Below are 14,189 nucleotides of genomic sequence, written 5' to 3' on the forward strand. Positions count from 1 at the left end.
AATCTAAAGCCTGCATTATACTTAAGGTATCGCTGACGGGCCGACAACAAGGGGGCGCTATGAACCATGTCTGGGGACTTTTCTCCCATCCCGATCGTGAAATGCATGTCATTAAAAGTGAGAACGAAACGGTCTCGCATCATTACACGCACCACGTGCTGCTGATGGCTGCGGTGCCGGTAATATGCGCTTTTATCGGAACGACACAAATCGGCTGGAACTTCGGTGATGGCACCGTGGTTCAGCTTTCCTGGTTTACCGGACTCTATCTGGCCATCGTCTTTTATGGTCTGATGCTGGCGGGTGTGGCGGTCATGGGGCGAGTCATTCACTGGATGGCGCGTAACTACCCGCAACGTCCATCGCTGGCGCACTGTATGGTCTTTGCCGGATATGTCGCGACCCCGCTGTTCTTAAGCGGTATTGTTGCGCTCTATCCACTGGTCTGGCTGTGCGCGCTGATCGGTACCATTGCCCTCTTTTACACCGGGTATCTGCTGTATCTGGGGGTTCCAACCTTCCTGAATATCAATAAAGAAGAAGGCCTGAGTTTTTCCAGTTCAACACTCGCTATCGGGGTGCTGGTGCTGGAGGCGCTACTGGCGCTGACGGTGATCCTTTGGGGTTATGGATACCGTCTCTTCTGAGTTCACTGCATTGCTGGCGTAAATGCCAGCAATGCAGCATCTGTTCACGATTATCCTCTGGCGACAACGCCCGCTGACGGCTATGATGCCGAAGCCAGCCTGTGTTTATCCGTTGATACAGGCGGTGTACGTCATGACGTGCGTGAATAATTATCAGAAGTCTCACCATGCTGAAATTCCGAGTCTCTTTACTTAGCCTGGCGCTGTTGCTGGGTGCGTCCGCTGCCGTGCCGGCCGTCGCCAAAACGCCCGCGGTGACCGCTGCCGCTGCCCAACCGCAAATTGCTTCAGGCAGCGCGATGATTGTCGATCTCAACACCAATAAGGTGATCTACGCCAGCCACCCGGACCTGGTGCGCCCGATCGCCTCGATTACCAAATTAATGACCGCGATGGTGGTGCTTGATGCCCATCTGCCGCTGGACGAAAAGCTGAAAGTGGATATCAGCCACACGCCGGAGATGAAAGGGATCTACTCCCGCGTGCGGCTGAACAGTGAAATCAGCCGTAAAAATATGCTGCTGCTGGCGCTGATGTCGTCTGAAAACCGCGCGGCGGCGAGCCTGGCGCACCATTATCCGGGCGGCTACGACGCGTTTATCCGCGCAATGAACGCCAAAGCCAAATCGCTGGGGATGAACAATACGCATTATGTTGAACCGACGGGTCTGTCGATCAGCAACGTCTCCACGGCCCGCGATCTGACGAAACTGCTGATTGCCAGCAAACAGTACCCGCTGATTGGTCAGCTCAGTACCACCCGTGAAGAGATGGCGACCTTTGCGAACCCGGCCTATACGCTGCCGTTCCGCAATACTAACCATCTGGTTTACCGTGATAACTGGAATATTCAGTTAACAAAAACCGGTTTTACCAATGCGGCAGGGCACTGTCTGGTGATGCGCACGGTGTTTAACGGTAAGCCGGTGGCGCTGGTGGTGATGGATGCCTTCGGCAAATACACGCACTTTGCGGATGCGAGCCGCCTGCGTACCTGGATTGAAACAGGAAAAGTGCAGCCCGTTCCGGCCGCCGCATTGACGTATAAAAAGCAGAAAGCGGAGCAGATGGCGACGGCGCAGAACGACTGATGCGCCTCTGCGCGCTGATGCCCTCGCCCCGACCCTCTCCCACAGGGAGAGGGAGAAAACACTAAAAACGGTAACCCAGGTTACCGTTTTGCGTTTATTCCGGCAGCGTCCAGTCACCATCGTTGAGTGGGCGCTGCATAATTACCGTATCCCGCCAGTCGCCTTTCTTATAGCCCACGCTGCGCAGCTGACCGACAATCACGAAGCCGTGCTTTTTATGCAGACGTAACGAACCGGCGTTGTTATTACCATCTCCCACCACGGCAATCATCTGCCGCCACGGACCTTGTTCGCAGCGTTCAATTAGCGCAGACATTAACGCCGTGCCAAAACCGCGCCCGGTGATGCTGGCATCCACGTAAATCGACTCTTCCAGGGTATAGCGGTAGGCGTGTCGCGGACGGTAAGGCGTGGCGTAGCAGTAGCCCACCACGATGCCGCGATACAGCGCGATAAGCCACGGTAAACCGTTCTCAGCCACGCTTTTCATTCGATGACGCATTTCGTCGATAGTGGGGGGGACTTCTTCAAATGACGCGCGCCCGTGAAGCACATGCCAGGCATAGATCGCGGCGATGGCATGCACATCATCGGGAAGGGCATCGCGCACTTCCAGTTCGGTCTCGGATAAAACATCAATAGCCGACATGATGAGCCTGCTCCTCGTTATAGAAAGCCGGAGAAACGTTTCTCCGGCGTCAGGCAGTTACTCTATTACGATTAAGGAGCGCTTAACAATCTCTCAAATTTGGCTGTAGGAATTAATCAGACGCTTGCGTTATGCGCTGCTCCGCGTCCGCGCTTTCTTTCCAGTATTTCTTCCGCGTTGTTTTACCGATGCCGGGATTCATGCTGTTTGTAGGGTCATTCTCGCGATAAAACTGCTTAAGTGCGTCGGGGGCTTTATAAAGATGTCCGACGTTATGTTCCGCAGGATATTGTGCGCCACGTTCACGCAGAAGGGCGAGCATCTGCTCCTTCAGTTCGTGTGCATCGACCCCTTTTTTGACGATGTAATCCTGATGGAAGACATAACACATAAAGTGGCCGTAATAGAGCTTATGCACCAGCTTGCTGTCGATTTCCGGCGGCAGGTGTTCAAACCACTCGGTATCGTTACGCCGCAGAGCGATATCCAGCGCCAGAATATCTTCCACCTCTTCGGAATGCACCGCCTGGTAACGGATGGCGGCACCCGCAGCAGCGAAGCGGTGCAGGAAGGCTTTGCTGCCTTCTTCCGGCGTGCATGCAAAGAAATCACCCTCAGCGGTTTTGAAAAATTCAGTCAGCCAGGACTGCGCTTCGGCGATCCCGTCTCCGGCCATTTTCAGCAGCAGGTGGTGTTCGTACCTGTCGCGCCAGGTTTTCATTCGCTCCGGTAAGTGCGCCGGAAAAACGTTGCCCAGCTTCTGCATAAAGCGGTCGGTGAAGTGGGGTTTGAACAGCGACACTTTCTCCAGCATCGCGTCGGTGCGGCCCTTCATGGTGAAGAAGAACGGCATTTTGTCGGTGCCCAGCTTGTCGATCATCAGGAACGTGTCTTTGCCGTAGCGCTCGGCGATGTCGTAAATGTCCCGGTGCATGTACTCGCCCGCCACCGGCAGGTGGGTGAATTCACCCAGAATATGACGGCGGATCTCGGTCAGAACCTCAGGCTGATTGGTACCAATGTAAAATACCTGCTGCTTTTCCTCTGCCGGGAAGGTATCCAGGCGCACGGCAAAAACGGCAAGCTTCCCGGCGCAGCCGGAGGATTCAAACAGGCGGTCCGGGTCGGCGTTGTAGCGCGCTGGCGTATCGGCGTCGATATCCCGCACGCGGGTCACGTAGTCGTGATCGTGCGCGTGGCGGCCGTCGTGCTGCACGTCTTCGTCCTTCACGCGATCGTCGTCGAGCTTGCTGAGGATCTGTTCCGGCGTCACGCCGAGATCGATCCCCAGATGGTTGACCAGCGTCAGCTTGCCGTTTTCGTCAATACGGGCAAAGAGCGACATCTCGGTATAGGCCGGGCCACGCTGCACCAGCGAACCGCCGGAGTTGTTGCAGATCCCACCGACCACCGAGGCGCCAATACAGGAGGAGCCAATCACCGAGTGCGGCTCACGACCCAGCGGCTTAAGCGCTTTTTCCAGGGAATATAGCGTGGTGCCGGGGAACGCGAGCACCTGCTCGCCTTTGTCCAGCAGGTGCAGCTTGTCGAGGCGCAGGGTGCTGATAATCACGATGTCGCGATCGTAATCGTTGCCGTTCGGCGTGGAGCCTTCGGTCAGGCCGGTATTGGCGGCCTGCATTAAAATGATCTTGTCGGCGGCGACGCAGGCGCTCAGCACGCGCCACAGCTCCAGCAGCGTGCCGGGGAAGACAACCGCCAGCGCCTCGCCCTGGCCGGAGCGGAAACCCTTACGGTAGCGGGCGGTTTTGGCCGGGTCGGTAAGCAGGTGAGAGGAGCCAACCAGGCGCGACAGTTCGTTAATAAAAGCCGTGTTATCGTTTGTTCGAACAGAAGACATCTTCCACTCCTTGTGGTGGGGCAAATTTCTCGCTGTAAAGCATAGCGCGATTAACTGTTAAGCGGTCGAGTATTCACGAGAAAAATCAGAGAATAACCCTGCAACGTTCTGAGGGTTTGTGGCACACTGCGCTTTTCGCACGGTATGGCCGAGATCGTCCGGCGGTTATTGATGAGAGAGTAAAACGACATGAAATGGCTATGTTCTGTAGGTGTCGCCGTCAGCCTGGCGCTGCAACCTGCGCTGGCAGAGGATTTGTTTGGCAATCACCCGCTCACGCCTGAAGCACGGGATGCGTTTGTCACGGAATTGCTCAAGAAAATGACGGTCGATGAGAAAATCGGCCAGCTGCGTCTTATCAGCGTCGGCCCGGATAACCCGAAAGAGGCCATCCGAGCGATGATCAAAGATGGGCAGGTAGGGGCCATCTTTAATACCGTCACCCGCCAGGATATCCGCAAGATGCAGGACCAGGTGATGGATCTCAGCCGCCTGAAAATTCCGCTGTTCTTTGCCTATGACGTGGTGCACGGCCAGCGTACCGTCTTCCCGATTAGCCTCGGCTTAGCGTCTTCCTTTAACCTCGACGCGGTGAAAACCGTCGGGCGCGTGTCGGCTTATGAAGCGGCGGACGACGGCCTGAACATGACCTGGGCACCTATGGTGGACGTCTCGCGCGATCCGCGCTGGGGCCGCGGCTCGGAAGGCTTTGGTGAAGATACGTATTTAACCTCCACGATGGGCAAAACCATGGTGGAAGCGATGCAGGGCAAAAGCCCGGCGGACCGCTACTCGGTGATGACCAGCGTCAAACACTTCGCAGCCTATGGCGCAGTGGAAGGCGGTAAAGAGTACAACACCGTCGACATGAGCCCGCAGCGCCTGTTTAACGACTATATGCCGCCGTACAAGGCAGGGCTGGATGCGGGCAGCGGCGCGGTGATGGTGGCGCTGAACTCCCTGAACGGCACGCCGGCGACGTCCGATTCCTGGCTGCTGAAAGACGTGCTGCGCGACCAGTGGGGCTTTAAGGGCATCACCGTTTCTGACCACGGCGCGATTAAAGAGCTGATCAAGCACGGTACCGCCTCCGATCCGGAAGACGCGGTGCGCGTGGCGCTCAAGTCCGGCATCAACATGAGCATGAGCGATGAGTATTACAGCAAATACCTGCCGGGGCTGGTGAAGAGCGGCAAGGTAACGATGGCGGAGCTGGACGATGCCGCGCGCCACGTGCTGAACGTGAAATACGACATGGGGCTGTTTAACGATCCGTACAGCCACCTGGGCCCGAAAGAGTCTGACCCGGCAGATACCAACGCCGAAAGCCGTCTGCACCGCAAAGAAGCGCGTGACGTGGCGCGCGAAAGCCTGGTGCTGCTGAAAAACCGCCTCGACACGCTGCCGCTGAAAAAATCCGGCACCATTGCCGTGGTGGGCCCGCTGGCCGACAGCAAGCGCGACGTGATGGGCAGCTGGTCTGCCGCAGGCGTGGCTGACCAGTCGGTGACCGTGCTGACCGGTATCAAGAGTGCCGTCGGTGATAACGCCAAAGTGGTCTACGCCAAAGGGGCGAACGTCACCAACGATAAAGACATCGTCACTTTCCTCAACCAGTACGAGGAAGCGGTCAAGGTCGATCCACGCACGCCGAAGGAGATGATCGACGAGGCGGTGAATGCCGCGAAGCAGTCTGACGTCGTTGTCGCGGTCGTGGGGGAAGCGCAGGGTATGGCGCACGAAGCCTCCAGCCGGACCGATATCACCATTCCGCAGAGCCAGCGCGATCTGATCGCCGCCCTGAAAGCCACCGGCAAGCCGCTGGTGCTGGTGCTGATGAACGGGCGTCCGCTGGCGCTGGTGAAAGAAGACCAGCAGGCTGACGCCATTCTGGAAACCTGGTTCGCCGGTACCGAAGGCGGTAACGCCATCGCCGACGTGCTGTTTGGCGATTACAACCCGTCGGGCAAGCTGCCGATGTCCTTCCCGCGCTCCGTCGGGCAAATCCCGGTCTACTATAGCCACCTGAACACCGGTCGCCCGTACAACGCCGACAAGCCGAACAAGTACACGTCTCGTTACTTCGACGAAGCTAACGGCCCGCTGTATCCGTTTGGTTACGGCCTGAGCTACACCACCTTTAAGGTCTCTGACGTGAAAATGTCGTCGCCTACGATGAAGCGTGACGGCAAAGTCACCGCCAGCGTTGAGGTAACCAACACCGGCAAGCGTGAAGGGGCAACGGTGATTCAGATGTACGTTCAGGATGTCACCGCGTCGATGAGCCGTCCCGTGAAGCAGCTGCGCGGCTTTGAGAAGGTCAACCTGAAGCCTGGCGAAACCCAAACTATCAGCTTCCCGATCGACGTGGATGCGCTGAAGTTCTGGAACCAGCAGATGAAATATGACGCGGAACCGGGCAAGTTTAACGTCTTTATCGGCATGGACTCCGCCCGCGTGAATAAAGGCGAGTTCGAACTGCTGTAACCTGTCCCTCCTTTGCCTCCCCCCGTCCTGCGGGGGAGGCGTCTTACCTTATGCTAAAAAGGCATTTTGACGGTTAATTCCGCCGTTTTAAGCTACGCTTTTCTCTCAAGCCTCTGAAAAAGGCAGCAAAATAAATGAGGATAGTAGAATGACGATTGCAAAGGGGATGTTGGGATCTGCGGTGCTGCTGGCGGCGCTAAGTCTGCCGCTACAGGCGGCGGAGCCGGTAAAAGTGGGCTCAAAGATCGATACCGAAGGGGCGCTGCTCGGCAATATTATTTTGCAGGTGCTGGACAGCCACGGCGTGAAAACCGTCAATAAAGTTCAGCTCGGCACCACGCCCGTCGTGCGCGGCGCGATCACCTCCGGCGAGCTGGATATCTACCCGGAATACACCGGCAACGGCGCGTTCTTCTTCAAACAAGAAAACGATCCGGCATGGAAAAACGCTAACGCCGGGTATGAGAAAGTCAAAAAACTCGACGCGGAACAGAACAAACTGGTCTGGCTGACCCCGGCTCCCGCCAACAACACCTGGACTATCGCCGTGCGCAAGGACGTGGCGGAGAAAGGCAAGCTCACCTCGCTTGCGGATCTCAGCCGCTACCTGAAAGAGAAGGGCGATTTCAAGCTCGCGGCCTCTGCGGAGTTTATCGAGCGTCCTGACGCGCTCCCGGCGTTCGAAAAAGCCTACGGTTTCAAGCTCGACCAGGCGCAGCTGCTCTCTCTTGCGGGCGGGGATACTGCGGTGACCATCAAAGCGGCGGCGCAGCAAACCTCTGGCGTTAACGCGGCCATGGCCTACGGTACCGACGGTCCGGTGGCGGCGCTCGGCCTGCAAACCCTGACCGATCCTAAAGGCGTACAGCCGATTTACGCCCCGACCCCGGTCGTGCGTGAGGCGGTGCTGAAAGCCTATCCGGAGATTGCCGACTGGCTCAAACCGGTCTTCGAAAAACTGGATGAAAAAACGCTGCAACAGCTGAATGCCAGCATTGCCGTCGAGGGGCTGGATGCCAAAAAAGTGGCCGCCGACTTCCTGAAACAACAAGGGCTTGTGAAGTAACGGGAAAGGGCTGTGCCAATAAAATGTTATAACCGCGTCCTGCTGCTGCTGTCCTGCGTGGCCATCGCGGCGGTCGCGCTGCCGTTTGTCAACGTTGCCCCAAACCGTCTGATGTCGGGGGAGGGCAAAGCGCTCTGGCAGGTCTGGCCTTTCACGCCGGGGTGGCTGGCGGCGGCGCTGGCCGCGTGGGTTGCGCTATCGTTCTGGCAAGGGCGCACGGCGCAGTGGCTGACGCTGCTCCTCGCTGAAGGGCTGTTCATCATTCTGTTCTGGAGTGGCGGGCTGGCGGCGACGCACATGGCGTCGGCAGAAAGTCCGCTGGCGAGAACCACGGTGGGCAGCGGCCTCTGGCTGTGGCTGGCGCTCTGTCTGCTGGTCAGCAGCGATGCCATTCGTCGACTCATCTCCAGCGCCGTCTGGCGCTGGGTGCTCAACGCGCAGATATGGTGCATTCCCTTGTTCCTGCTGTTCAGCGGGGAACTGAACAATCTCTCGCTGTTAAAAGAGTACGCCAACCGCCAGGAGGTGTTTGATGATGCCCTGGCACAACACCTGACGATCCTCTTCGGCACGCTCTTTCCGGCGCTGCTGCTCGGGATCCCCCTGGGCATGTGGTGTTACCGCCATCCTTCACGTCAGGGCGGTGTCTTTGCCGTGCTCAACGTGATCCAAACCATTCCTTCCGTTGCGCTGTTTGGCCTGCTGATTGCGCCGCTGGCCGGGCTGGTGAAGTCATTTCCGGTGCTGGGAACGCTCGGCATAGCCGGAACGGGGTTAACGCCCGCCCTTATCGCGCTGGTGCTGTACGCCCTGTTGCCGCTGGTGCGCGGCGTGGTCGCGGGCCTGGGCCAGGTCGCACCTGACGTGCTGGAAAGCGCCCATGCGATGGGCATGAGCGCGCGGCAGTGTTTCTGGAAAATTCAGCTCCCGCTGGCGCTGCCCCTGCTGCTGCGCAGCCTGCGGGTGGTGACGGTACAGACCGTCGGCATGGCGGTGATTGCGGCGCTGATTGGTGCGGGCGGCTTTGGCGCCCTGGTGTTCCAGGGGCTGCTAAGCAGTGCGCTCGATCTGGTGTTATTGGGCGTGGTTCCGACGATTGCGCTGGCGGTTGTCGTCGACGCGCTGTTTGCCTTATGGCTCGCGCTGCTCAGGAGAAGAGCCAATGATTGAATTCCATGATGTCAGTAAAACGTTTGCCGGTCGCCCGGCGGCGAGCCACCTGAACCTGAACTTTGCCGAGGGGGCGTTTTCCGTGCTGATTGGCACCTCAGGCTCGGGAAAATCCACCACCCTGAAGATGATCAACCGTCTGGTGGAGCATGACAGCGGGCTGATCCGCTTTGCCGGAGAAGAGATCCGCAGCCTGCCGGTGCTGGAGCTGCGCCGTCGGATGGGCTATGCCATTCAGTCTATCGGCCTGTTTCCGCACTGGACGGTGGCGCAGAACATCGCCACCGTGCTGCAGCTGGAAAAATGGTCGCGGGGGAAAATCGCCGATCGTGTTGATGAGCTGATGTCTCTGCTGGGGTTAGAGCCCGCGCTGCGCGATCGCTATCCGCACCAGCTTTCCGGCGGGCAGCAGCAGCGCGTGGGCGTGGCGCGCGCGCTGGCGGCCAACCCGCAGGTGTTGCTGATGGACGAACCCTTTGGCGCGCTGGATCCGGTTACGCGCGGGGCGCTGCAGGCGGAGATGACCCGCATTCACCGCATTCTCGGACGCACGATCGTACTTGTGACGCACGATATTGATGAAGCCCTGCGCCTGGCTGACCATCTGGTGCTGATGGATCATGGCGAAGTGGTGCAGCAGGGCTCGCCGCTTGAGCTATTAACCTGGCCGAAGAACGACTTTGTGCGCGAGTTTTTTGGCCGCAGCGAACTGGGCGTCAGGCTGCTCTCCCTGCGAACGGTCAGCGACTATATGCGTCGGGATGCGGTGTCGGTGAGCGGCGAACCGCTGCAGGCGCAGATGAGCCTGCGGGATGCGCTCTCCGCGTTTGTCGCGCGCCAGTGCGAGGTATTGCCCGTTTCGGATGCCCGGGGCGCGCCGTGCGGAACCTTACATTTTCGCGATCTGCTGGCCGGGGAGGTGACGCGTGAAGGCACTGCGTGATCCGCTCCTCTGGCTGGTAGCGCTCTTTGTCGCCTTGCTGTTTCTGATGCCTCACAGCGCGGCGCTGTTTAACGCCCTTTTTCCCGGGCTGCCGCGGCCGGTCTATCAGCAGGAGAGCTTCATTAATCTCGCCCTGGCGCATCTCTGGCTGGTGGCGCTCTCAAGCGCCATCGCGGTTGTGCTGGGCGTGGGGGCGGGCATCGCGGTCACGCGGCCTGCGGGCCGGGAGTTTCGTCCGCTGGTGGAGACGATTGCGGCCATCGGGCAGACGTTTCCGCCCGTGGCGGTGCTGGCGATAGCGGTTCCGGTGATGGGCTTTGGCCAACAGCCTGCCATCATTGCGCTGATATTATACGGCGTATTGCCGGTTCTGCAGGGCACGCTGGCGGGCATCGCGGCGGTACCTGCGTCCGTGCTGAGCGTGGCGGAAGGGGTGGGGATGAGTCGCGGCCAGCGGCTGCGTAAGGTTGAACTGCCGCTTGCGGCACCGGTTATCATTGCCGGGATCCGCACGTCGGTCATCATTAACATCGGGACGGCGACCATTGCATCGACGGTCGGTGCTAATACGCTGGGAACGCCGATCATTATCGGCTTAAGTGGGTTTAATACGGCTTATATTGTGCAGGGAGCGGTGCTGGTCGCGCTGGCGGCAATCGTCGTCGATCGCGCTTTTGAGCGGCTCGCGCTGTACCTCAGCCGACACCGCCGCGAACAATAAACGAGTACCCTGCCAGCATTACGCCGCCGATGCCGCTTACGGCCATCAGGACAAAAAGGGTAATAATGGCCAATTTGGTTGCCTTCATCATGTGCTCCTGTTGTTAACGGAACAATTATACGGTGAAGCGCAGCTGTTAATGAACCATTAAATGCCGTTATGGCTCATCCGGGCCAAGGGAATAAACCGGGTAACCATTCTCACGCCATTCCGTCAGCAGCTGTTGCTGCGTGGCGGACGGTACTTCACCACACCAGACCAGCAGGGTCTGGCCCTCAAAAAACTCAGGCTTAAGCTGCGCCAGCGAATGCGCCAGAACATCCACGCGCCAGCCCTTCTGGGTGGCAATCCACGCTTCCAGCCACAGGCGGGTGGTATCGTGCACGTTCCAGCCGACCACCAGCGCATCTTTTCCGGCTTTGTTCTTCGCCGAGGCAAGGCAGACGGCGATGTAGTTGATCAGCACCCCGTCGAGCATGCTGAGCAGCGCCTGCAGGGTGGACTGCTGGCACTGCAGGCGTCGACGGAGCGGAATGAAAAGATGGTTGATCAGCGTCTGTGCCGGATAATCGCGGCCTTGCTCTTTTATCCATGCGCGCAGGCGCTGAAGGTTGCCCGCCTGCAGGAGTCGCAGCAGGGTTTCCTGTTGTTCGCGCCAGAGGTGTTGCGTGTCCGGGTCGTCGTGGCTCAGCAGGGACTTCACCTTGCCGACCTGCACCCCGTTGTCGATCCAGCTTTTAATTTCGCGAATGCGGTCGATATCGGCTTCATTGAAAAGGCGATGCCCACCGTCGGTCCTCTGCGGTTTGAGTAATCCATACCGTCGCTGCCACGCCCGTAGGGTAACGGGATTGATATCACAAAGGAGTGCCACTTCACCTATTGTGTAAAGCGCCATATTCGCCCCCTGGCTTACGCGTCCCCAGCTTAACTGTAGACTCACTTTGGCGAACCAGGAAAGATTGATTGATTTTTGAACAAACAATGCGAAGCATGCGCGATATTCAGAAAAAGGTGTGATAACGGACACGATTTTGCGCTTTTATGGGATGCTTCAAAGAAAGTTAATCCGCATCCGTGTATGTTACGCGTTTTTAGCGTGTGCGGTTTTGAGTGAGTATGTACGAGTTTAATCTGGTGCTGCTGTTGCTTCAGCAGATGTGCGTGTTTCTTGTCATTGCCTGGCTGATGAGCAAAACGCGCCTGTTTATCCCGCTGATGCAGGTCACCGTACGTCTGCCGCATAAGCTGCTCTGCTACGTCACCTTCTCTATTTTCTGCATCATGGGGACTTATTTTGGTCTCCATATCGAAGACTCTATTGCCAATACGCGCGCTATCGGCGCGGTGATGGGCGGGCTGCTGGGCGGTCCCGTCGTCGGTGGCCTTGTCGGTTTAACCGGGGGTCTGCATCGCTATTCCATGGGCGGGATGACGGCGCTCAGCTGCATGATCTCGACGATCGTGGAAGGTCTGCTCGGCGGGCTGGTGCATAGTTACATGATCAAACGCGGCCGCCCGGATAAAGTCTTTAGCCCGCTCACCGCCGGTGCCATTACCTTTGTAGCCGAAATGGCGCAGATGGCGATCATTCTGCTCATTGCCCGTCCGTTTGAGGATGCGCTGCACCTGGTCAGCAGCATTGCCGCCCCGATGATGGTAACCAACACCGTGGGTGCGGCGCTGTTTATGCGTATTCTGCTCGACAAGCGCGCCATGTTTGAGAAATACACCTCGGCGTTTTCCGCCACGGCGCTGAAGGTCGCCGCCTCGACCGAAGGGATCCTGCGCCAGGGGTTCAACGAAGAGAACAGCATGAAGGTCGCCCAGGTGCTCTACAAGGAGCTGGATATCGGCGCGGTGGCTATCACCGACCGCGAGCGGCTGCTGGCCTTTACCGGCACCGGGGACGATCACCATCTGCCGGGGAAACCCATCTCCTCAGCCTACACGCTGCGCGCCATTGAAACCGGTGAGGTGGTGTACGCCGACGGTAACGAGGTGCCTTATCGCTGTTCGCTGCATCCGCAGTGCAAGCTGGGCTCCACGCTGGTGATTCCGCTGCGCGGCGAGAATCAGCGGGTGATGGGCACCATCAAGCTGTATGAGGCGAAAAACCGTCTGTTCAGCTCCATCAACCGCACGCTGGGGGAGGGGATCGCCCAGCTGCTGTCCGCGCAAATTCTGGCCGGGCAGTATGAACGGCAGAAAGCGCTGCTGACGCAGTCCGAAATTAAGCTGCTGCATGCCCAGGTCAATCCGCATTTCCTGTTCAACGCCCTCAACACGCTCAAAGCGGTGATCCGCCGCGACAGCGATCAGGCCGCGCAGCTGGTGCAGTTTCTGTCGACCTTCTTTCGCAAAAACCTGAAGCGACCGTCTGAGATCGTCACCCTCGCCGATGAGATTGAGCACGTGAATGCCTATCTTCAGATTGAGCAGGCGCGTTTCCAGTCGCGCCTGCAGGTGTCGCTCTCCGTGCCGGATGAGCTGGCGTATCAGCATCTTCCGGCCTTTACCCTGCAGCCGATTGTGGAAAACGCCATTAAGCACGGCACGTCGCAGCTACTGGGAACGGGGGAGATAACCATTGCCGCCAGCCGTTTTAACCACCATCTGGTGCTGGATATTGAAGACAATGCCGGGCTTTACCAGCCTTCCGCCTCTGGCGGTCTGGGGATGAGCCTGGTGGATAAACGCCTGCGCGCCCATTTTGGCGACGACTGTGGCATTACCGTCGCCTGTGAGCCAGACCGATTTACCCGTATTACCGTACGACTGCCGCTGGAGGAAAACGCATGTTAAGAGTGCTGATTGTGGATGACGAGCCGCTGGCACGGGAAAACCTGCGCGTTCTGCTGCAGGAGCAGCCGGATATTGAGATTGTGGGGGAGTGCGCGAACGCCATTGAGGCCATCGGCGCGGTGCACAAACTGCGCCCGGAAGTGCTGTTCCTCGATATTCAGATGCCCCGCATCAGCGGGCTGGAGATGGTCGGCATGCTCGACCCGGAACATCGTCCCTACATCGTGTTTCTGACGGCGTTTGATGAATATGCCGTTAAGGCCTTTGAGGAGCACGCGTTTGACTATCTGCTCAAGCCGATTGAAGAGAAGCGGCTGGAAAAAACGCTCACCCGTTTACGCCAGGAGCGCACCGTACAGGACGTCACGCTGCTGCCGGAAAACCAGCAGCCGCTGAAGTTCATCCCCTGCACCGGGCACAGCCGGATCTATCTTCTTCAGATGGATGATGTGGCCTTTGTCAGCAGCCGCCTGAGCGGAGTGTTTGTCACCAGCGCGGAAGGGAACGAAGGGTTTACCGAGCTGACCCTGCGCACGCTGGAGAGCCGCACGCCGCTGATTCGCTGCCACCGCCAGTATCTGGTGAACATGGCGCACCTGAAGGAGATCCGCCTGGAAGATAACGGCCAGGCCGAGCTGGTGCTGCGTGCCGGACAAACGGTACCCGTCAGCCGTCGCTACCTGAAGAGTTTGAAAGAGGCGATTGGGCTGTAAAGCTGGTACACTGCGCGCCATTGCATCATCGACATT

At 58.4% G+C, this 14,189-nt stretch carries 13 protein-coding genes; 9 read left to right on the top strand and 4 right to left on the bottom strand.

Features of this window, described 5'->3' with window-relative positions; translation table 11 throughout:
• Positions 1-59 precede the first annotated feature (59 nt).
• Both AC0TNG_RS06620 and pbpG read left to right on the top strand, forming a co-directional pair.
• Positions 60-647 (top strand): Yip1 family protein, encoded by a 588-nt coding sequence (locus tag AC0TNG_RS06620; protein WP_023312454.1) that lies wholly within the window; start codon positions 60-62, stop codon positions 645-647.
• Positions 648-814: 167 nt separating this feature from the next.
• Positions 815-1,738 carry a D-alanyl-D-alanine endopeptidase gene (gene pbpG / locus AC0TNG_RS06625; protein WP_024908154.1) on the top strand — a complete coding sequence of 308 codons (924 nt, stop codon included), beginning with the start codon at positions 815-817 and terminating at the stop codon, positions 1,736-1,738.
• A 94-nt stretch (positions 1,739-1,832) separates the two neighbouring features.
• On the opposite strand, the gene AC0TNG_RS06630 is transcribed toward pbpG, so the two are convergent.
• Together AC0TNG_RS06630 and dld are read right to left on the bottom strand one after the other, a co-directional pair.
• The gene (locus AC0TNG_RS06630; RefSeq protein ID WP_024908153.1) at positions 1,833-2,387 is read right to left on the bottom strand and encodes a GNAT family N-acetyltransferase; all 555 of its coding nucleotides are present in this window, start codon (positions 2,385-2,387) and stop codon (positions 1,833-1,835) included.
• Between the two features lie 112 nt (positions 2,388-2,499).
• Positions 2,500-4,248: a D-lactate dehydrogenase gene (gene dld / locus AC0TNG_RS06635; RefSeq protein WP_473713328.1), complete on the bottom strand. Its 1,749-nt coding sequence runs from the start codon at positions 4,246-4,248 to the stop codon at positions 2,500-2,502.
• A gap of 189 nt (positions 4,249-4,437) precedes the next feature.
• Here dld and bglX point away from each other — a divergent pair, with 189 nt between their 5' ends.
• The 5 genes from bglX to AC0TNG_RS06660 all read left to right on the top strand — a co-directional run bounded on the left by bglX (position 4,438) and on the right by AC0TNG_RS06660 (position 10,635).
• Entirely contained in the window at positions 4,438-6,735 is a 2,298-nt protein-coding gene (gene bglX, locus AC0TNG_RS06640; RefSeq protein WP_473713329.1) for a beta-glucosidase BglX, read from the top strand.
• 148 nt (positions 6,736-6,883) lie between these two features.
• Positions 6,884-7,801, top strand: a complete 918-nt coding sequence (gene osmF, locus AC0TNG_RS06645; protein ID WP_061714765.1) for a glycine betaine ABC transporter substrate-binding protein OsmF — start codon at positions 6,884-6,886, stop codon at positions 7,799-7,801.
• Positions 7,802-7,813: 12 nt separating this feature from the next.
• A complete protein-coding gene (locus tag AC0TNG_RS06650) occupies positions 7,814-8,971 on the top strand; it encodes an ABC transporter permease (RefSeq protein WP_473713330.1) in 1,158 nt (385 codons plus the stop codon).
• On the top strand, positions 8,964-9,914 hold the full coding sequence (locus AC0TNG_RS06655) for an ABC transporter ATP-binding protein (protein WP_048992504.1): 951 nt from the start codon (positions 8,964-8,966) through the stop codon (positions 9,912-9,914). Before AC0TNG_RS06650 ends, AC0TNG_RS06655 begins: the two co-directional genes overlap by 8 nt.
• The gene (locus AC0TNG_RS06660; protein WP_473713331.1) at positions 9,898-10,635 is read left to right on the top strand and encodes an ABC transporter permease; all 738 of its coding nucleotides are present in this window, start codon (positions 9,898-9,900) and stop codon (positions 10,633-10,635) included. The genes AC0TNG_RS06655 and AC0TNG_RS06660 overlap by 17 nt, the downstream gene beginning before the upstream one ends.
• On the opposite strand, the gene AC0TNG_RS06665 is transcribed toward AC0TNG_RS06660, so the two are convergent.
• Positions 10,610-10,723: a protein YohO gene (locus AC0TNG_RS06665; protein WP_008500895.1), complete on the bottom strand. Its 114-nt coding sequence runs from the start codon at positions 10,721-10,723 to the stop codon at positions 10,610-10,612. The two genes, AC0TNG_RS06660 and AC0TNG_RS06665, sit on opposite strands and share 26 nt — an antisense overlap.
• A 69-nt stretch (positions 10,724-10,792) precedes the next feature.
• Entirely contained in the window at positions 10,793-11,533 is a 741-nt protein-coding gene (gene mlrA / locus AC0TNG_RS06670) for an HTH-type transcriptional regulator MlrA (protein WP_024908146.1), read from the bottom strand.
• Between the two features lie 221 nt (positions 11,534-11,754).
• On the opposite strand from mlrA, the gene AC0TNG_RS06675 reads away from it, so the two are divergent.
• Positions 11,755-13,440, top strand: coding sequence for a sensor histidine kinase (locus AC0TNG_RS06675; protein ID WP_024908145.1), 1,686 nt, complete (start codon positions 11,755-11,757; stop codon positions 13,438-13,440).
• Positions 13,434-14,153, top strand: coding sequence for a two-component system response regulator BtsR (gene btsR, locus AC0TNG_RS06680; RefSeq protein ID WP_473713332.1), 720 nt, complete (start codon positions 13,434-13,436; stop codon positions 14,151-14,153). The genes AC0TNG_RS06675 and btsR overlap by 7 nt, the downstream gene beginning before the upstream one ends.
• The last annotated feature ends 36 nt before the right edge of the window (positions 14,154-14,189 follow it).

Source organism: Enterobacter sp. PL_is514 (genome assembly GCF_055816715.1).